The organism is Streptomyces sp. NPDC041713 (genome assembly GCF_055591085.1).
The window spans coordinates 541117-559436 of sequence record NZ_JBVIZY010000002.1; the positions used below are offsets into that span (position 1 = coordinate 541117).

16 protein-coding genes are annotated in these 18320 nt (G+C 72.6%); 11 read left to right on the forward strand and 5 right to left on the reverse strand.

Annotated features, from left to right (window positions below):
• Positions 1 to 254: 254 nt before the first annotated feature.
• The gene (locus tag ACZ6CV_RS07290; protein ID WP_355804195.1) at positions 255 to 818 is read left to right on the forward strand and encodes a TetR/AcrR family transcriptional regulator; all 564 of its coding nucleotides are present in this window, start codon (positions 255 to 257) and stop codon (positions 816 to 818) included.
• Between the two features lie 81 nt (positions 819 to 899).
• Here the strand turns inward: ACZ6CV_RS07290 and ACZ6CV_RS07295 are convergent, their stop codons facing one another.
• Complete coding sequence (locus tag ACZ6CV_RS07295; RefSeq protein ID WP_469250299.1) at positions 900 to 1844, reverse strand: DeoR/GlpR family DNA-binding transcription regulator; 945 nt, start codon at positions 1842 to 1844, stop codon at positions 900 to 902.
• A 212-nt stretch (positions 1845 to 2056) separates the two neighbouring features.
• Positions 2057 to 3505, reverse strand: coding sequence for an NAD(P)H-quinone dehydrogenase (locus ACZ6CV_RS07300; RefSeq protein ID WP_355803492.1), 1449 nt, complete (start codon positions 3503 to 3505; stop codon positions 2057 to 2059).
• Positions 3506 to 3625: 120 nt separating this feature from the next.
• Here ACZ6CV_RS07300 and ACZ6CV_RS07305 point away from each other — a divergent pair, with 120 nt between their 5' ends.
• From ACZ6CV_RS07305 to ACZ6CV_RS07320, 4 genes are all read left to right on the forward strand, one after another.
• Entirely contained in the window at positions 3626 to 4063 is a 438-nt protein-coding gene (locus tag ACZ6CV_RS07305; protein WP_355803494.1) for a gamma-glutamylcyclotransferase family protein, read from the forward strand.
• Positions 4064 to 4211: 148 nt separating this feature from the next.
• Positions 4212 to 5036, forward strand: coding sequence for a purine-nucleoside phosphorylase (locus ACZ6CV_RS07310; protein ID WP_362363893.1), 825 nt, complete (start codon positions 4212 to 4214; stop codon positions 5034 to 5036).
• A gap of 903 nt (positions 5037 to 5939) precedes the next feature.
• Positions 5940 to 7628, forward strand: coding sequence for a phospho-sugar mutase (locus tag ACZ6CV_RS07315; RefSeq protein ID WP_469249970.1), 1689 nt, complete (start codon positions 5940 to 5942; stop codon positions 7626 to 7628).
• Positions 7629 to 8037: 409 nt separating this feature from the next.
• Positions 8038 to 9198 carry a hypothetical protein gene (locus ACZ6CV_RS07320; protein WP_469249971.1) on the forward strand — a complete coding sequence of 387 codons (1161 nt, stop codon included), beginning with the start codon at positions 8038 to 8040 and terminating at the stop codon, positions 9196 to 9198.
• Positions 9199 to 9269: 71 nt separating this feature from the next.
• Here ACZ6CV_RS07320 and ACZ6CV_RS07325 read toward each other — a convergent pair whose 3' ends face one another.
• Positions 9270 to 9908, reverse strand: coding sequence for a PH domain-containing protein (locus ACZ6CV_RS07325; RefSeq protein ID WP_469249972.1), 639 nt, complete (start codon positions 9906 to 9908; stop codon positions 9270 to 9272).
• Between the two features lie 468 nt (positions 9909 to 10376).
• Here ACZ6CV_RS07325 and deoC point away from each other — a divergent pair, with 468 nt between their 5' ends.
• The 3 genes from deoC to ACZ6CV_RS07340 are packed head-to-tail and all read left to right on the forward strand — an operon-like array spanning position 10377 to position 13639.
• Entirely contained in the window at positions 10377 to 11315 is a 939-nt protein-coding gene (gene deoC, locus ACZ6CV_RS07330) for a deoxyribose-phosphate aldolase (protein WP_469250300.1), read from the forward strand.
• Between the two features lie 4 nt (positions 11316 to 11319).
• Positions 11320 to 12759, forward strand: coding sequence for an aldehyde dehydrogenase family protein (locus ACZ6CV_RS07335; RefSeq protein ID WP_469249973.1), 1440 nt, complete (start codon positions 11320 to 11322; stop codon positions 12757 to 12759).
• On the forward strand, positions 12752 to 13639 hold the full coding sequence (locus ACZ6CV_RS07340; RefSeq protein WP_469249974.1) for an aldehyde dehydrogenase family protein: 888 nt from the start codon (positions 12752 to 12754) through the stop codon (positions 13637 to 13639). Before ACZ6CV_RS07335 ends, ACZ6CV_RS07340 begins: the two co-directional genes overlap by 8 nt.
• 78 nt (positions 13640 to 13717) lie before the next feature.
• Here the strand turns inward: ACZ6CV_RS07340 and ACZ6CV_RS07345 are convergent, their stop codons facing one another.
• On the reverse strand, positions 13718 to 14458 hold the full coding sequence (locus tag ACZ6CV_RS07345; protein WP_469249975.1) for a TetR/AcrR family transcriptional regulator: 741 nt from the start codon (positions 14456 to 14458) through the stop codon (positions 13718 to 13720).
• Between the two features lie 128 nt (positions 14459 to 14586).
• Between ACZ6CV_RS07345 and ACZ6CV_RS07350 the strand changes: the two genes are divergently transcribed.
• Both ACZ6CV_RS07350 and ACZ6CV_RS07355 read left to right on the forward strand, forming a co-directional pair.
• A complete protein-coding gene (locus ACZ6CV_RS07350; RefSeq protein WP_469249976.1) occupies positions 14587 to 15183 on the forward strand; it encodes an NADPH-dependent FMN reductase in 597 nt (198 codons plus the stop codon).
• Positions 15184 to 15211: 28 nt separating this feature from the next.
• A complete protein-coding gene (locus ACZ6CV_RS07355) occupies positions 15212 to 16798 on the forward strand; it encodes an MDR family MFS transporter (RefSeq protein ID WP_469249977.1) in 1587 nt (528 codons plus the stop codon).
• Here ACZ6CV_RS07355 and ACZ6CV_RS07360 read toward each other — a convergent pair.
• On the reverse strand, positions 16795 to 17208 hold the full coding sequence (locus tag ACZ6CV_RS07360; RefSeq protein ID WP_469249978.1) for a hypothetical protein: 414 nt from the start codon (positions 17206 to 17208) through the stop codon (positions 16795 to 16797). The two genes, ACZ6CV_RS07355 and ACZ6CV_RS07360, sit on opposite strands and share 4 nt — an antisense overlap.
• 224 nt (positions 17209 to 17432) lie before the next feature.
• Here ACZ6CV_RS07360 and ACZ6CV_RS07365 point away from each other — a divergent pair, with 224 nt between their 5' ends.
• Entirely contained in the window at positions 17433 to 18071 is a 639-nt protein-coding gene (locus ACZ6CV_RS07365; protein WP_362363866.1) for a uridine kinase family protein, read from the forward strand.
• Positions 18072 to 18320: the final 249 nt, after the last annotated feature.

The window sequence follows — 18320 nt, forward strand, 5'->3', positions numbered from 1 at the left end:
TTTCAGCCCGTCCGGCCGGGATCTCAGCCCGTCCGGCGCTTGAGGACGAACTCGGCGAAGCCGGTGATGACCCGAGCCCCGGTGCCGCCCGCCCCACCCCGCCCAAGCCGCCTGCAAGGCAGTGGCATGCTTGAGGTACGCGTACGTCCACGAAAGGTGCGGGGATGACGACCGGCACGGGCCAGCAGGCGAGGACGCCCCGGCAGACGGCACAGTCGACGCAGACCACGCCCCCCGCCCAGTCAGCACGAGCGATGCGCGCCGACGCCCGCCGCAACTACGACCGCCTGCTCGCCGAGGCCCGCTCGGCCTTCGCGGAGCACGGCACGGGCACGTCCCTGGAGGACGTCGCACGCCGCGCGGGCGTCGGCATCGGCACGCTCTACCGGCACTTCCCCAACCGGCACGCGCTGATGAGCGCGGTCTGGGAGGACGCGGTGAGCGACCTCCTCGCCCGCTCGCACGCGCTGCTCGACGACCCGCAGCCCTGCGCCGCGATGGTGGCGTGGCTGCGCGCCATCATCACTCATGCGGGTGAGTACCGCGGCCTGTCGAGCGCGCTCATGTCGGCGTCGCACGACGCCACTTCGGCGCTCGCGCGGTGCAGCATGCCGATGCGCGAGGCGGGCGCGGCGCTGCTCGCCCGCGCGCAGGAGGCGGGGGCGATCCGCCCCGACGTCTCCATCGCCGACCTGTTGCAGCTGACCAACGCGATCTCACTGGCGGCCGAGGAGACCCCGGACGACCCGGAGTTGGCCGACCGGCTGCTCATGCTGACGCTACGGGGCCTGAAGGCCGACGGGCAGCCGGCGACGTAACTCCGTACCGCCTGCCCGATCGTTCGCGGCCTCAGCCGTAACCGCGGCCCCGCGCCTCGCGGTCCCGCGGCCGCCCAAGGCTCAGCGGCGGCGCATGTCGGCGACGCGCGCGGCCCGCTCCCCGGGCGGCTGCTCCCCGAGAAGCGCGCTGCGCAGCTGCTGGCCGGGGCCCGCACCGTGGTTGCGGCGCTGCCCCGGCAGGGGCACGTCCCGCTCCCTGCGCGGCTGCTGGCGCGCCGCCTGGACGGGCTCGGCACCGGAAGCCGCGCCCGGGGCGGCCGCCCCGCCGGCCACCGTGATCTGCACGCCCTGGTCGGCCAGGGCCTGCAGTTCGGTGGCCGCCCGGTCGTCGTGACCCGGCGGCTCGTCCGTGACGAGACGGGTGATGACGTCCGTCGGCACCGTCTGGAACATCGTGTCGGTGCCGAGCTTGGTGTGGTCCGCGAGGACCACCACCTCGGCCGCCGCCTGGACCAGCGCGCGGTCCACGCTCGCGGAGAGCATGTTGGACGTGGAGAGGCCGCGCTCCGCGGTCAGACCACTGCCCGACAGGAAGGCGCGCGTCACCCGCAGCCCCTGGAGGGACTGTTCGGCACCGCTGCCCACCAGCGCGTAGTTCGAGCCGCGCAGGGTGCCGCCGGTCATGACGACTTCGACCCGGTTGGCGTGGGCCAACGCCTGTGCCACCAGCAGGGAGTTGGTGACGACGGTCAGGCCGGGTACCCGCGCGAGCCGTCGGGCCAGCTCCTGCGTGGTCGTACCCGCCCCGACGACGATGGCTTCGCCCTCTTCGACGAGGCCCGCCGCGAGATCGGCGATGGCCGTCTTCTCGGCGGTCGCGAGATGTGATTTCTGCGGAAAGCCGGACTCCCGCGTGAATCCGCCCGGCAATACCGCACCGCCATGTCGGCGGTCGAGGAGTCCTTCTGCCTCCAGCGCGCGCACGTCCCGCCGTACGGTCACTTCGGAGGTCTGGACGACGCGGGCGAGCTCACGGAGCGATACCGCTCCGTTGGCCCGCACCATTTCGAGGATCAATTGGCGACGTTCTGCAGCGAACACGAAACTGACAGTAACCCCAACGACCGTCTGCTTTCAGCAGTTTGCGCCGAATTACAGAAGTTGTTCGCACGACTGGGTGGGAAGTGGTATACGTGCCTACTCTCCCCGCCTATGCCGCACGAATGGGCGACAACAGTGCGTGACCTGCGGGGAGTTGTTCCCGGCCGCAGCGGCGGTCAGGCCTCGCCCGCCGTCTTGCGTGTGTGGAGCTGACGCGCGACCTCCGCGATCGACCCCGAAAGCGACGGGTACACGGTGAACGCATTCGCGATCTGCTCGACCGTCAGATTGTTGTCGACCGCGATCGAGATGGGGTGGATCAGTTCCGAGGCGCGCGGGGCGACGACCACACCGCCGACCACGATTCCGGTGCCGGGGCGGCAGAAGATCTTGACGAAACCGTCCCGGATGCCCTGCATCTTCGCGCGCGGATTGCGCAGCAGCGGAAGCTTGACGACGCGGGCGTCGATCTTTCCGGCGTCGACGTCGGACTGGCTGTAGCCGACGGTCGCGATCTCCGGGTCGGTGAAGACGTTCGCGGAGACGGCCTTCAGGTTCAGCGGCTGCACCGCGTCGCCCAGGAAGTGGTACATCGCGATGCGCCCCTGCATGGCGGCGACGGAGGCGAGCGCGAAGATGCCGGTGACGTCACCGGCGGCGTAGACACCGGGGGCCGAGGTCCGCGAGACCTTGTCGGTCCAGATGTGCCCGGAGTCCTTGAGCTTGACCCCGGCCTCCTCCAGGCCCATGCCGCTGCTGTTCGGGATGGCGCCGACGGCCATCAGGCAGTGCGAGCCGGTGATGACGCGGCCGTCGTCGAGCGTGACCTCGACGCGGTCCCCGACGCGCTTGGCGGAGGCGGCGCGGGAGCGGGACATGACGTTCATGCCGCGGCGGCGGAAGACGTCCTCCAGGACGGCGGCGGCGTCCGGGTCCTCGCCGGGCAGCACGCGGTCGCGGCTGGAGACCAGGGTGACGTTGGAACCGAGCGCCTGGTAGGCGCCGGCGAACTCGGCACCGGTCACGCCCGAGCCGACCACGATGAGCTCCTCGGGCAGCTCGTCGAGGTCGTAGACCTGCGTCCAGTTCAGGATCCGCTCGCCGTCGGGCTGGGCGTCCGGGACCTCGCGGGGGTGGCCGCCGGTCGCGAGCAGCACGGCGTCGGCGACGAGGGTCTCCTCGGTCCCGTCGGCGGCCCGCACGACCACCTTGCGGGAGCCGTCGGTGTCCTGCTGGCCCTCCAGCCGGCCCCGGCCGCGCAGCACGCGCGCGCCCGCACGCGTGACGGATGCGGTGATGTCGTGGGACTGCGCGAGCGCGAGCCGCTTCACCCGGCGGTTGACCTTCCCCAGGTCCACGCCGACCACCCGCGCGGGGGTGTCGATGTGCGGGGTGTCGTCGGCGACGATGATCCCCAGCTCTTCGTACGACGAGTCGAAGGTGGTCATCACCTCGGCCGTCGCGATGAGGGTCTTCGAGGGGACGCAGTCGGTGAGCACCGATGCCCCGCCCAGACCGTCGCAGTCGACGACGGTCACCTCCGCGCCGAGCTGGGCGGCCACAAGAGCCGCCTCGTATCCGCCGGGTCCGCCGCCAATGATCACGATCCGAGTCACGTACTCCATTGTCCCGCACGCTTCAAGGTGCTCACGCGCCGGGGCCCGCCGTCCGTGGAACGGCCCTCGTCGGGGCGGTCCTCCCGCTACGTGAGGGGCCTACGTGATTGCTGCCGTACCCTCGACCACATGTCGCTCTACGCCGCGTACGCCGGCAATCTGGATCCGCGGCTCATGTCACGCCGCGCCCCGCACTCACCGCTGCGCGCGACCGGCTGGCTGAACGGCTGGCGGCTCACCTTCGGCGGCGAGCACATGGGATGGGAGGGGGCCCTCGCCACGATCGTGGAGGCCCCCCGTTCGCAGGTCTTCGTCACGCTCTACGACATCGCTCCCATGGACGAGGAGTCCATGGACCGGTGGGAGGGCGTCGGCATGGACATCTACCGGCGCATGCGGGTGCGGGTGCACACGCTGGAGGCGGAGGAACCCGCCTGGGTGTACGTGCTCAACGGGTACGAGGGCGGGCTGCCCTCGGCGCGTTACCTGGGCGAGCTCGCGGACGCCGCGGAGTCGGCCGGGGCGCCCCACGACTACGTGATGGAACTGCGCAAGCGCCCCTGCTGAGCACGGCCCGGCAGCGCGCTCTCCGGCACCGGGACGGGCACCCGCCGGAACCCGATCACGCTCTCGTCGGAAACGACAAGACAACGATCGGAATCCCGTGAGCATCGTCATCTACGCGCGTAGGCCATAAACGGCTACTCTCGTCCGCGTGAACGCTTCAGTTATTCCGGACAGCATCCAGGGCGACCCCTACGCCGCCGCCGACGCCGCCGCCGCGCGCCTGCGTGAGCTGACGGGCGCCGAGACCCACGACGTCGCCCTCGTGATGGGCTCCGGCTGGGCGCCGGCCGTCGAGGCGCTCGGCGCCCCCGAGGCCGAGTTCCCCGTCACCGAGCTGCCGGGCTTCCCGCCGCCGGCCGTCGAGGGCCACGGGGGCCGCATCCGCTCCTTCAAGGTCGGCGACAAGCGCGCGCTGGTCTTCCTGGGCCGCACGCACTACTACGAGGGCCGCGGTGTGGCCGCCGTCGCGCACGGCGTGCGGACCGCCGTCGCCGCCGGCTGCAAGACCATCGTGCTGACCAACGGCTGCGGTGGCCTGCGCGAGGGCATGCGGCCCGGCCAGCCGGTGCTGATCAGCGACCACCTGAACCTGACGGCGACGTCGCCGATCGTCGGCGCGAACTTCGTCGACCTGACGGACCTCTACTCGCCGCGGCTGCGCGCCCTCTGCAAGGAGGTCGACCCCTCGCTCGAGGAGGGCGTCTACGCGCAGTTCCCCGGCCCGCACTACGAGACGCCCGCGGAGATCCGCATGGCCCGCACGATCGGTGCGGACCTGGTCGGCATGTCCACGGTCCTCGAGGCGATCGCCGCGCGCGAGGCGGGTGCGGAGGTGCTCGGCATCTCCCTGGTCACGAACCTTGCCGCGGGCATGACGGGTGAGCCCCTCAACCACGAGGAGGTCCTCCAGGCGGGCCGCGACAGCGCTACGCGCATGGGTGAGCTGCTGGGGAAGGTGCTGGGCCGCCTGTAAGGGTGTGCTGGCCCGGGGGGGCGCCTTGGACGGGTGACGTCGCTGGCGTGGGCGCCTCCCACGGTGGCCTCACCTGCGCCGGGGGCGGCCCCTGCGGATCCTTGCGTCCGGCACCGGGGCGGGGGTCCGCACCGTCGGTGGCCCTGCGCCACCGCTCGGGGCACGGAACCGTCGGTGGCCCCGAGCTGCCCCTCCGGGTACGGAACGGTTCGTGGCCCCGCGCCGCCCCTCCGGGTACGGAAGGGTTCGTGGCCCCGCGCCGCCCCTCCGGGCACGGACCGATTCGTGGCCCCGCGCCGCCCCTCCCCGCACGAACAGGCCCGCCGCTCCGCGGCGGATGCCTCCCACCCACCCGTTCACCCCGCGACGCATGGCGGGGTAAGGGCGGGTGGGACCGAGCGCCCGGCACCTCGGGCGGAGGGGGTGGGGGGTGGGGTTTGCCTCGTGTCGCGCACGTGCCCGACGCAAGGTGGCGCTTTGCCTCGTGTCGTACGGCGGGCCTGGACCGTACCCGGACGCTCTGGGCGTTTGCGTCGGGGCTTGGTGCGGGACAAGGAGTGGGGCGGTGTGGGCGCTGCAAACCCCATCGGGCTCTCGGCCGCCGGACCACCCGTACGTCCCCGCGAATAACGGACCGGGCCGCACCCGCGTACGAGACGGGAGGGGACGTGGGGGTATGTGCGCACGGAGCACCGAGCACGCTGTAGCCCCGCCATGAACGAGGCGTGGCGAACAGTGGATAGCGAGTACGTACATACCCCCGCGGCCCCGCACCCACAGACGGACCGAACGCGCACACGCCCGCCCCCACGACCCCGCACGCACCCACCCACCCACCCACCCACCCACGAATCCCCACCCCCCCCACCCCACCCCATCCGCCCACGAGAGGCTGAAGAAACCGTGCAGAACGCTCAGGACACCTCCGAACTCATCGCGCGCGCCCAGACCTGGCTCGCCGAGGACCCGGACCCCGACACCCGCGAAGAGCTCGCCAAGCTCATCGACGCCGAGGACACCGCCGAGCTGACCGCACGTTTCGCCGGCACCCTCCAGTTCGGCACCGCCGGCCTCCGCGGCGAACTCGGCGCCGGCCCCATGCGCATGAACCGCGCCGTGGTCATCCGCGCCGCCGCCGGCCTCGCCGCGTACCTGAAGGCCAAGGGCCAGACCGACGGCCCCGTCGTCATCGGCTACGACGCCCGCCACAAGTCCGCCGACTTCGCCCGCGACACCGCCGCCGTCATGACCGGCGCCGGCCTGCGCGCCGCCGTCCTCCCGCGCCCCCTCCCCACCCCCGTCCTCGCCTTCGCCATAAGGCACCTCGGCGCGGTCGCCGGCGTGGAGGTCACCGCCAGCCACAACCCCCCGCGCGACAACGGCTACAAGGTCTACCTCGGCGACGGTTCCCAGATCGTCCCGCCCGCCGACGCGGAGATCGCCGCCGAGATCGACGCGATCCGCAGCCTCGACGACGTGCCCCGCCCCGAGTCCGGCTGGGAAACCCTCGGCGACGACGTCCTGGCGGCCTACCTGGCCCGTACGGACGCCGTCCTGGCCCCCGGCTCCCCCCGCACCGCCCGCGTCGTCTACACGGCCATGCACGGCGTCGGCAAGGACACCCTCCTGGCCGCCTTCGACCGCGCCGGCTTCCCCGCGCCCACCCTCGTCGCCGAGCAGGCCGAGCCGGACCCGGACTTCCCGACGGTCGCGTTCCCGAACCCGGAGGAGCCGGGCGCGATGGACCTGGCCTTCGCGACGGCGGCCCGTACCACCCCCACCCCCGACCTGATCATCGCCAACGACCCGGACGCGGACCGCTGCGCCGCCGCGGTCAAGGACGGCACGAACGGCACGGACGGCGGCGACGGCACGAACGGCACGGACTGGCGGATGCTCCGGGGCGACGAGGTCGGCGCTCTGCTCGCCGCACACCTGGTCGCCCGCGGCGCCCGCGGCACCTTCGCCGAGTCGATCGTCTCGTCGTCCCTCCTGGGCCGGATCGCCGAGAAGGCGGGCCTCCCGTACGAGGAGACGCTGACCGGTTTCAAGTGGATCGCCCGCGTGGACGGCCTGCGGTACGGCTACGAGGAGGCGCTCGGTTACTGCGTGGACCCCGAGGGCGTGCGCGACAAGGACGGCATCACCGCCGCCCTCCTGCTGACCGAACTCGCGTCCGAGCTGAAGGAGCAGGGCCGCACCTTCCTGGGCCTCCTCGACGACCTCGCCCTGGAGCACGGCCTGCACGCCACCGACCAGCTGTCGGTCCGCGTGGAGGACCTGTCCCTGATCGCGGACGCGATGCGCCGCCTGCGCGAGCAGCCGCCGACGGAGCTCGCGGGCCTGCCGGTGACCAAGGCGGAGGACCTGACGCAGGGCACGGAGTCCCTGCCGCCCACGGACGGCCTGCGCTACACGCTCGACGGCGCCCGGGTGATCGTCCGCCCGAGCGGCACGGAGCCGAAGCTCAAGTGCTACCTGGAGGTGGTGGTCCCGGTGTCGTCCAGGGCGGACCTGCCGACGGCCCGTACGAAGGCGACCGAGACGCTGGCGACGATCAAGCGGGACCTGTCGGCGGCAGCGGGCATCTGAACAACCCGCACCACCCGGCCCGCGCGGGAGCTACACAAAGCAACCCCACCCCGCGCGGGCCCACAGAAAGCAGCCCCACCCCCGCGCGGGCCCACATAAATCAGCACCCCCCCGGCGGGGCCCCGCACAAGGCAGCCCGCCCCCGCGCGGGGCCACCCCGAGGCGCCCCCGCCACCCGTAAGAGTGGTTCCGCTCCCGCACATGCCGCAGCGGCCCGGTGCGCTGCCGGTCCCCCAGGAAGGGAGGACCGGTAGCGCACGACCACGTTCCGGGAGCTGCCGCAGTGCCGTACGGAATCTCCGAGCCCTCGACCGCCGCCGCGCCCTCCCGCGTACCCGCGTCCAGGACCCCCGACAGGACCCCGCGCCCGCCCCGAGGCCTCCGGAACCTGCGAGGCCTCGGCGAACGCGTGATCCGGGCCCTGCGCCACGCCGCCCCCGCCCTCCTCGCGTACGCGGCCGTCCGCACCCTGGGCCTGCTGGTCCTCACGGAGTGGGCGCACCGCACGCACCGCAGCGTCCGGCACCTGCTGATGCGGTCCTGGGACTGCGACTGGTACCTGCGGATCGCCGACCACGGGTACACGCACACCCTCGGCACCCAGATCGACGCGAACAACCTGGCGTTCTTCCCGCTGTACCCGGCGCTCGTCCGGGCGGCCGACACCCTGCTCCCCTGGCTGCCGCGCGGCGCGGCGGGCCTGGGCATCACGCTGGTCTGCTCGTTCCTCGCGGCATGGGGCATCTTCGCGGTGGGCGACCGGCTGTACGGGCGCCGCGCGGGGGTCGTCCTCGCGTGCCTGTGGGGCAGCCTGCCGGTCGCCCTCGTCCAGTGGATGGGCTACACGGAGTCGCTGTTCACGGCGCTCACCGCGTGGTCCCTGTACGCCGTGCTCACCGGCCGCTGGCTCTGGGCGGGCTCCCTCGCCTCCCTGGCGGGCCTCACCCGCCCCACCGGCGTAGCCCTCGCGGCAGCGGTCTCGGTGACGGCCCTGCTCACCCTCAAGACCCACGCAGCCGGCCTCCCCAGCAAGGCCCAATTCGCCGGCCTCAAGGACGGGGCCCCCCGCCTCCCCCCGCGCCCCCTCCTGGGCGCCCTCCTCGCCCCCCTCGGCTGGCTCGCGTACGTGGGGTGGGTGGGCCTGCGCCTGGGCCGCTGGGACGGCTACTTCGCCGTACAGAAGCTGTGGCGCAACGAGTGGGACGGCGGCGTGGAGACGCTGCGCCGCATGCGCGACCTGTTCATGACGGAACGTCCGCCGCTGTTCCTCGCGATGGTGACCGCGACGCTGCTCGGCGCGGTGGTCCTCTACGTGCTCTCCGTAGGTGACCGCCAGCCCCTGCCGCTGCTCGTCTTCAGCGGCCTGCTGGTGCTGATCGTCCTGGGCAGCAGCGGGGTCTACTTCCCGCGGGCGCGTTTCCTGCTGCCCGGCTTCCCGCTGCTGCTGCCGCTCGCCGTGGCGCTCGCGCGGGCGAGGACGCGGGTGACGGTGACGGTCCTGACGGCGGCGGCCTTCGGCTCGTCCGTGTTCGGCGGCCACATGCTCCTGGGCTGGCACGGCCCGCCGTAACCAAAGCGGAACCCAAATACGACCCCGGGCGCGAACCCGAGGCTCCCACCCCGTACAGCCGAACCCGCCCCTCAGGTCACAACAAGCAGCACCGCGAGCAACACCGCACCCACGCCACACGGCACGACGATCTCGTACGCCCAGCGCACCACGGGATCGCCCTGCGCGGACTCCTCCGCGGCGCGCTGTTCGGCGAGGCCGCGCAGCTCGTCCATGGCCTGGTCGCCCGCGGCGCGCGTGGACGTCGTGGTGGGGTCGAGGAAGGGGCGGCCGCCACTCGTCGGATCGCCGGACGCGGCGGCCTGCGCCTGCCGGCGCGACGCCTTCTTGCGGCCGCGCAGGGAGACGGGGATGGCCCAGAGCTGGAACTTGGCGCCGGCGTTGGTGAGCACCTCGTTGGAGTACCCGGAGCGGAGCGTCGCGACGGACCCCCAGGGCAGCGTGATCGTCCGGAACGGGTTGCGGATCCGGAGGCGGTCGTCGTTGGCGTACACGACGGGCCGCACGGTGTACGCGACGACGAGCGGCACCGCGAAGAGCAGCCCGGCGAGGGCGAGCCACGGGGTGCGGCCCTCGCCCCGGATGACCGCGTCGATGCCGAGCCAGGCGCCGAGGCCGAGCAGCAGGACGCCACCGGCGATGCCGGCGGGGGACCGGAAGGTGCGGTCCTTGTACGCGGGCTCCGCGACGGGGTTCTGGGGGTCACTCATACCCTGATTCTGCCTGACGCCCCACGAGCCCCCTCCCGGGTCACCCTGAAACCCCTCCAGCAACACCCCAGAGCCGCAAGGAACCGCCCCCTATGACGGGGGCAGCAACACCCCAGGGGCGCGAGGAACCGCGCACCCAGCCCCGCACGACAGCACCCCAACGCGCCGCCCCTCCCCGGACACCCCGCCCCCTACGACGGGAGCAGCAACCCACCAGGGGCGCGGGGAACTGCGCACCCCACCCCGCACGACAGCACCCCAACACCCAGCCCCACCCCGGAACACCCCCAGACCCCCTGCCCCCGCCCCCCTACGACGGGGGCAGCAACCCACCAGGGGCGCGAGGAACCGCGCACCCAGCCCCGCACGACAGCACCCCAACACGCCGCCCCACCCCGAAACCCCCCAAGGCCCAGGGGCCAGCCCCTGTACAGCAGCTACGCGCGTAGATATGCTCCCCTCGTGACCATGCCCACTGCATTCGCTGACGTGACCGCGTCCGAGAGCACGCTCCGCCGCTTCCTCCACGGGCTGCCCGGCGTCGACACGGTCGGCCTGGAGGCGCGTGCCGCCTCGCTCGGTACCCGTTCGATCAAGACCACGGCGAAGGCGTACGCCATCGACCTGGCCATCTCGATGATCGACCTGACGACGCTGGAAGGCGCCGACACCCCGGGCAAGGTCCGGGCGCTCGGCGCCAAGGCCGTGAACCCGGATCCGACCGACCGCGGCACCCCGCGCACCGCCGCCGTCTGTGTCTATCCGGACATGGTCGCCACCGCCAAGGAGGCCGTCGCGGGCAGCGGCGTGCTGGTCGCGTCCGTCGCGACCGCCTTCCCCGCGGGCCGCGCCGCCATCGACGTGAAGCTCGGCGACGTGCGCGAGGCGGTCGCCGCGGGCGCCGACGAGATCGACATGGTCATCGACCGCGGGGCCTTCCTCTCCGGCGCCTACATGACGGTGTTCGAGCAGATCCGCGCCGTGAAGGAGGCCTGCGGCACCGCCCGCCTGAAGGTCATCTTCGAGACCGGTGAGCTCTCCACGTACGACAACATCAAGCGCGCCAGCTGGATCGGCATGATCGCGGGCGCCGACTTCATCAAGACCTCGACCGGCAAGGTCGGCGTCAACGCCACCCCGGCCAACACGCTGCTCATGCTGGAGGCCGTCCGCGACTTCCGCGCGCAGACCGGGGTGCAGATCGGCGTGAAGCCCGCCGGCGGCATCCGCTCCACCAAGGACGCGGTGAAGTTCCTCGTCCTGGTGAACGAGACGGCGGGCCCCGACTGGCTCGACAACCACTGGTTCCGTTTCGGCGCCTCCTCGCTCCTCAACGATCTGCTGATGCAGCGCCAGAAGCTGGCCACAGGGCGCTACTCCGGCCCCGACTACGTCACGGTGGACTGAACCCATGACTTCCTCGCCTTTTGAGTACGCACCCGCACCGGAGTCCCGCTCCGTCGTGGACATCGCGCCGTCGTACGGCCTGTTCATCGACGGCGAGTTCGTGGAGGCGGCCGACGGCAAGGTCTTCAAGACCGTCTCGCCCTCGACCGAAGAGGTCCTCTCGGAGGTCGCGCAGGCCTCCTCCGAAGACGTCGACCGCGCGGTGCGCGCCGCGCGCGCGGCCTTCGAGAAGTGGTCCGCGCTGCCGGGCGCCGAGCGCGCCAAGTACCTCTTCCGCATCGCGCGGATCATCCAGGAGCGCAGCCGCGAACTGGCCGTCCTGGAGACCCTCGACAACGGAAAGCCCATCAAGGAGACGCGGGACGCCGACCTCCCCCTCGTCGCCGCGCACTTCTTCTACTACGCGGGCTGGGCCGACAAGCTCGACCACGCGGGGTACGGCGCGAACCCGCGCCCCCTGGGCGTCGCCGGCCAGGTCATCCCGTGGAACTTCCCGCTCCTGATGCTCGCGTGGAAGATCGCCCCGGCGCTCGCGACCGGCAACACGGTCGTCCTGAAGCCGGCGGAGACCACCCCGCTCTCCGCGCTCTTCTTCGCGGACATCTGCCGCCAGGCGGGCCTGCCCAAGGGCGTCGTCAACATCCTTCCCGGGTACGGCGACGCGGGCGCGGCGCTCACCGCGCACCCCGACGTGAACAAGGTGGCCTTCACCGGCTCCACCGCCGTCGGCAAGCAGATCGCCCGCCAGGTCGCGGGCACCGACAAGAAGGTCACGCTCGAACTGGGCGGCAAGGGCGCGAACATCGTCTTCGACGACGCTCCCATCGAGCAGGCGGTCGAGGGCATCGTCACCGGCATCTTCTTCAACCAGGGCCAGGTCTGCTGCGCCGGTTCGCGCCTGCTCGTGCAGGAGTCGATCCAGGAGGAGCTGCTCGACAGCCTGAAGCGGCGGCTCTCCACGCTGCGTCTGGGCGACCCGCTGGACAAGAACACCGACATCGGCGCCATCAACTCCGCCGAGCAGCTGGCCCGGATCACCGCCCTCGCCGACACCGGTGAGGCGGAGGGCGCCGAGCGCTGGTCGCCCTCCTGCGAACTGCCCACGTCCGGCTACTGGTTCGCGCCGACGCTCTTCACCAATGTCACCCAGGCGCACACCGTCGCCCGCGACGAGATCTTCGGCCCGGTCCTCTCGGTCCTGTCGTTCCGTACGCCGGACGAGGCGGTCGCCAAGGCCAACAACACCCAGTACGGGCTCTCCGCCGGCATCTGGACGGAGAAGGGCTCGCGCATCCTCGCGGTCGCGAACAAGCTCCGCGCGGGCGTCGTCTGGGCCAACACGTTCAACAAGTTCGACCCGACCTCGCCGTTCGGCGGCTACAAGGAGTCGGGCTTCGGCCGCGAGGGCGGCCGTCACGGTCTGGAGGCGTACCTCGATGTCTGACGCACGACTTGGCGTCTTCAAGACCTACAAGCTGTACGTGGGGGGCAAGTTCCCCCGCAGCGAGAGCGGCCGGGTGTACGAAGTGACGAACTCGAAGGGCACGTGGCTGGCCAACGCGCCGCTGGCCTCCCGCAAGGACGCCCGTGACGCGGTCTTGGCCGCGCGCAAGGCGTTCGGCGGCTGGTCGGGCGCGACCGCGTACAACCGGGGCCAGGTGCTCTACCGCGTCGCGGAGATGCTGGAGGGCCGCAAGGACCAGTTCGTACGGGAGGTGGCGGACGCGGAGGGCATCTCCAAGGCCAAGGCCGCCGTCCAGGTCGACGCGGCGATCGACCGCTGGGTCTGGTACGCGGGCTGGACCGACAAGATCGCCCAGATCGCGGGCGGCGCCAACCCGGTCGCGGGCCCGTTCTTCAACCTGTCGACGCCGGAGCCGACGGGCGTGGTCGCCGTCGTCGCGCCCCAGGAGTCCTCGCTCCTCGGCCTGGTCTCGGTGCTCGCCCCGGTGATCGCGACGGGCAACACGGCCGTCGTGATCGCCTCCCAGGCGTCGCCGCTGCCCGCGCTCTCGCTGGGCGAGGTCCTCGCGACCTCCGACGTGCCGGGCGGCGTGGTCAACGTCCTGACCGGCAAGACCGCCGAGATCGCGGCCCCGCTCGCCGCCCACCAGGACGTCAACGCGATCGACCTCACGGGAGCGGGTACGGAGCTGGCCCGCGATCTGGAGGTCGCGGCCGCGGACAACCTCAAGCGCGTCCTGCGTCCACAGCCTGTGGACTTCGCGGCCGACCCCGGCACGCACCGCCTCACGGCCTTCCTGGAGACGAAGACGGTCTGGCACCCCACGGGTTCGCTGGGGGCGTCGGGCTCCGCCTACTGAGCGGCCTCCGCACGGCGAAGCCCCGGCCCTCCTCCGTCCAGGAAGGGCCGGGGCTTCGTCACGTTCCCGTACGGGCTCTCAGGGCGTGAGGCCGAGCCGGACCGCGATGCCGTCCAGGACGCAGTCGAGCCCCGTCTCGAACTGCCAGGCGGCGTCGTCCTTGCGGCTCGCCTGGAGGGCGTAGCGCTGGTAGGCCGGGTAACGGCCGGTACCCATCAGGTACATCATCTGCGGCGCGAGCCCGCGGCGCGTGTCGTCGCCGCTGGTCCAGCCCTGGTCCGCCATGTACTGGCGCAGCGCCACCTCGGACTGGCCGACGCCGTGCACGTAGGCGCCGACGGTGCGGAAGGCCGTCATGATCGTGTCGGCGTCGAGGTCGTGCCGCTCCAGCGCCGCCAACTGCCGCTCGGCCACGGCCATCCGGTTCGGCGTCAGGGCGAAGTGCGGCGTGGGGAGCTGGGCGAGCCAGGGGTGCGCCAGCATCAGTTCGCGGCTGGCGACGGCGTACGCGCGCAGCACCTCGCGCCAGCCGGTCAGCTCCTCCGGGACGGCGATCTCGGCCGTGACCCGGTCGACCATGAGCGCCCACAGGTCGTCCTTGCCCGAGACGTGGCGGTACGCGGCCATGGGGGCGACGCCCAGTTCGGTGGCGAGGCGGCGCATGGTGACGGCGGCGAAGCCCTCGGCGTCGGCGACCCGCACGGCGACCTCCGCGATCTTGTGGGGCGTCAGCGAGGCGCGCGGGGCGGTGGCCGGGCGCTCCATCCGTTCCCACAGCACCGACGGTTCGGCGCCTTGGTTCTTCTTCCGGGCTGCCACGGGGGCTCCTCTCGACCGACGTTACGTGTACATCGTATCCCCAGTAGACGCCGTACACGTCGGCGTGTACGTTGTACGCATCCGATACGCCGTACACACGTGCGCCGGACCATCCCAGGGGGGAACCCATGAACAGTCAGCCGCAGCAGCTCCGCGTCGCCGTCCTCGTCGGCAGCACCCGCGAGGGCCGCTTCGCGCCCGTCGTCACCCGGTGGCTCAAGGGCCACCTCGACCAGCGCGACGACATGCGCGTCGACGTCGTCGACCTCGCCGAGACCCCGCTGCCCACGGTCCTGCCCGCGTTCGGACAGCCGCTCGCGGCGGACGCCACCGACGCCCTCGCGCGGGTCACCCCCGCCCTGGCCGCGGCCGACGCCTTCGTCTTCATCACGCCGGAGTACAACCACAGCTACCCGGCGTCCCTGAAGAACGCCATCGACTGGCACAACGAGCAGTGGCACGCCAAGCCGATCGGCTTCGTGTCCTACGGCTCCATCAGCGGCGGCCTGCGCGCGGTCGAACACCTCCGCGTCGTCATGGCCGAGCTGAACGCGACGACGATCCGCAACACCGTCAGCCTGCACCACGCCTGGACCCTCTTCGACGAGGAAGGCCACATGAAGGAGCCGGCCAGCGACGCCGCGGTCAAGACCATGCTCGACCAGCTCGCCTGGTGGGCGCTGGCGCTGCGCGAGGCCAGGGCAGCCCGTCCGTACGCCGCCTGACCCCACGCCACCCACCCGCGAGGCCGCCATGAGTCAGCGCTCGGAAACCACCGCACCCACCCTCCCGGAGCCGGCCCCGGCACCGGTGGAGGCCCCGGAACCACCCTCCCGGCTCGCCCTTCTCGGACTGCTCCTCGGCATCGTCCTCGCGACGCTGGACGGCACGATCGTCGGCACCGCGCTCCCGACGATCGTCGGCGACCTCGGCGGCCTCGACCACTTCTCCTGGGTGGTGACGGCCTATCTGCTCACCGCCGCCGTCTCCACCCCGCTCTGGGGCAAGCTGGGCGACCTGTACGGCCGCAAGGGCGGCTACCAGGCCTCCATCACCGTCTTCCTGGCCGGTTCCGTGCTCTGCGGGCTCGCCCAGGACATGCCCCAGCTGATCGCCTTCCGCGCCCTGCAGGGGCTGGGCGCGGGCGGCCTCTTCGTGGGGGCGATGTCCCTCATCGGGACGCTGCTGCCGCCCGCGCAGGCCGGACGCTCGCAGTCGATGATCGGCGTGCTGCTGCCCGTCGCGATGATCGGCGGCCCGCTCCTGGGCGGCTTCCTCACCGACCAGCTGGACTGGCGCTGGGTCTTCTACGTCAACGTCCCCGTCGGCGCCGTCGCGCTCCTGCTCGTCGGCCTCCTCGTCCGCCTGCGCACCGAGCGCAGCAGGGCCCGCGTCGACTACGCGGGCGCCGCCCTCCTCACGGCCGGCATCCTGGCCCTGACCCTGCTCGGCACCTGGGCCGGCACGACGTACGCCTGGCTCTCCCCGCAGACCGGCGGGCTCGCGCTCCTCGCGGCCGCCGCGTTCGCCGCCTTCGTCCGCGTGGAGCGGCGCGCCCCCGAACCGGTCATCCCGCCCCGCCTGTTCGGCGACCGCAACTTCACCCTCGCCCAGGTCCTCACCTTCCTCGCGGGCGCGGCGATGCTGGGGGCGGCGAGCTATCTGCCGCAGTACATGCAGTTCGTCCGCGGCATGTCGTCCACGGAGAGCGGTCTGCTGCTGCTCCCGCTGATGCTCGGCATGATGGGCGCGCAGCTGTCCATCGGCCGGGCGGTCGCGGGCGGCGGCGGGTACCGGGTGTACCCGATCGTGGGCAGCGTCGTCGCCACGGCGGGCGCGCTTGCCCTCCTGACGGTCGGCGTGGACACCGCGACGGCGGTCGCGTCGACGCTGACGTTCGTGCTCGGCGCGGGGCTCGGCTGCCTGCTGCAGCCGTCGCTGCTGATCACCATGAACAGCGCGGAGCTCCGCGACATGGGCGCGGCGAGCGGCACCAACACGCTCCTGCGCACCATCGGCGGCTCGCTCGGCGTCGCGGTGCTCGGCTCCGTCTACACCGGCCGCGTCACCGCCACCGTCACGGACCGGCTCGGCCCGGACGGCGAGCGCCTCACGGGCGGCCACCAGCTGACCCCCGCGCTCCTGCGCGGCCTCCCCGAGCCGGTCCGCGACGCCTTCCGGTCGGGGGTCGCCGGCGGGCTGCACGGCGTCATGGCCGGCACGGCCGTCCTGTGCGCCGCCACGTTCGCGGCCGCCTGGCTGATCCGCGAGGTGCCGCTGCGCTCCCGCGCGGACGCGGCGAGCACGGCGAGCACGCCCGACGTAGCGGACCCGACCTAGCCCGGCAGCATCTTGGTCACCCCGCCCACCGCGGGCAGGTCGGTGAGGGAACCGCCCTCGGTGAGCGGGCCGGTGGCGAACGCCGTACTGACCGGCTTGAAGTCCGCGACCTGGGTGCCGAGCGTGTTGTCGAGCGGGTCGGCGGTGGTGTTCGCCAGCGGGTCGAGCTGGAGCTTCTTGACCGCGCCGACGCCGCCCGCCGTGGAGTGGTGCAGGGCCGTCGTGAGGGCCTGCACCGGCGTCCCGGGGTCGATGGCCTCCAGCGGCGCGGCGGGGGCCGGCTCCACCGCCGCGGCCGCACCCACCCCGCCCACGCCGAGGGCGGCGCCCGCGGCGGTGACGGTGAGACCGGCGCGCAGCAGTGCGCGCGCCGCGGGCCGGGATGACGGGGTTGCTGTGTGTCGTGCCATGGGTACCGCCCATATCCGTGCGTAGTGGGTGACCGAGCGAGCACGTAGCGTAGTTGAGTGGTGAGGCGGGGACCAAAGGCCGACTCGCCAGGCCCGGAGCTGACGGGTCATCACGTCGGGACGCCGGGCTGGGCTCCCCGGGCGGCTCGGTTGATAATGACTCCCGTCCACGCTGACGAGCCGTGTCGGGAGATGCGGTCCACCCCTGGTGAAAAGGCCCGGAATTGAGCTCCCACTCCCCGATACCGACCCGCGTCGTGCTGCTCGCGGGCCCCTCCGGCTCGGGCAAGTCCTCCTTCGCCGCCCGCTCCGGGCTGCCCGTCCTGTGCCTGGACGACTTCTACAAGGAGGCCGGCGACCCCACCCTCCCGCAGGTTCCCGGCAGTTCGGACATCGACTGGGACTCCGCCGACTCCTGGGACGCGGACGTGGCGGTCGCCGCGATCGAGGAGCTCTGCCGTACGGGACGCACGGACGTCCCCGTGTACGACATCGCCACCAGCGCCCGCGTCGGCCAGGAGACCCTGGACATCGAGCGCACCCCGCTCTTCATCGCGGAGGGCATCTTCGCGGCGGACATCGTGCGGCGGTGCCGGGAGCTCGGCGTGCTCGCCGACGCGCTCTGCCTGCGCGGCCGGCCGTCGACCACGTTCCGGCGGCGGCTGCTGCGGGACCTGCGGGAGGGCCGCAAGTCGGTGCCGTTCCTGCTGCGGCGCGGCTGGCGCCTCATGCGGGCCGAACGCGCCATCGTGGCCCGGCAGACGGCGCTGGGCGCGCACGCCTGCGGCAAGGAGGAGGCGCTGGGGCGGGTGGCCGCCGCGGCGGCGGGCCGCTGCGTGAAGGCCCGCGCCGAGGCCGCGTAACGGAAGCCGCCTGGCGCGCGTAGCGGAAGCCGCCCGGGGCGCGTGACCAAAACGCCGAGAGCGCGTGGCCGAAGCGCCGAGCGCGCGTGACCGAGGCGTCGAGCGCGCGTGACCGAAGCCGGGAGCACGCGGCGGTGAAGCACCGCGCGGCGGAAAAGCAGAAGGACCGGAAAGACCCCCCGGCCTTCCGGTCCCGCCACTTGGTGCCCCCCGTGCTTTCCCCCGTGCCCGCCGCATCCCCCCGGAGCG

Coding starts and splice junctions, on each gene's coding strand:
- ACZ6CV_RS07290 (WP_355804195.1), top strand. CDS start 255: ATGCGCGCCGACGCCCGCCGCAACTACGACCGCCTGCTCGCCGAGGCC.
- ACZ6CV_RS07295 (WP_469250299.1), bottom strand. CDS start 1,844: ATGGTGCGGGCCAACGGAGCGGTATCGCTCCGTGAGCTCGCCCGCGTC.
- ACZ6CV_RS07300 (WP_355803492.1), bottom strand. CDS start 3,505: ATGGAGTACGTGACTCGGATCGTGATCATTGGCGGCGGACCCGGCGGA.
- ACZ6CV_RS07305 (WP_355803494.1), top strand. CDS start 3,626: ATGTCGCTCTACGCCGCGTACGCCGGCAATCTGGATCCGCGGCTCATG.
- ACZ6CV_RS07325 (WP_469249972.1), bottom strand. CDS start 9,908: ATGAGTGACCCCCAGAACCCCGTCGCGGAGCCCGCGTACAAGGACCGC.
- deoC (WP_469250300.1), top strand. CDS start 10,377: ATGCCCACTGCATTCGCTGACGTGACCGCGTCCGAGAGCACGCTCCGC.
- ACZ6CV_RS07335 (WP_469249973.1), top strand. CDS start 11,320: ATGACTTCCTCGCCTTTTGAGTACGCACCCGCACCGGAGTCCCGCTCC.
- ACZ6CV_RS07340 (WP_469249974.1), top strand. CDS start 12,752: ATGTCTGACGCACGACTTGGCGTCTTCAAGACCTACAAGCTGTACGTG.
- ACZ6CV_RS07350 (WP_469249976.1), top strand. CDS start 14,587: ATGAACAGTCAGCCGCAGCAGCTCCGCGTCGCCGTCCTCGTCGGCAGC.
- ACZ6CV_RS07355 (WP_469249977.1), top strand. CDS start 15,212: ATGAGTCAGCGCTCGGAAACCACCGCACCCACCCTCCCGGAGCCGGCC.
- ACZ6CV_RS07360 (WP_469249978.1), bottom strand. CDS start 17,208: ATGGCACGACACACAGCAACCCCGTCATCCCGGCCCGCGGCGCGCGCA.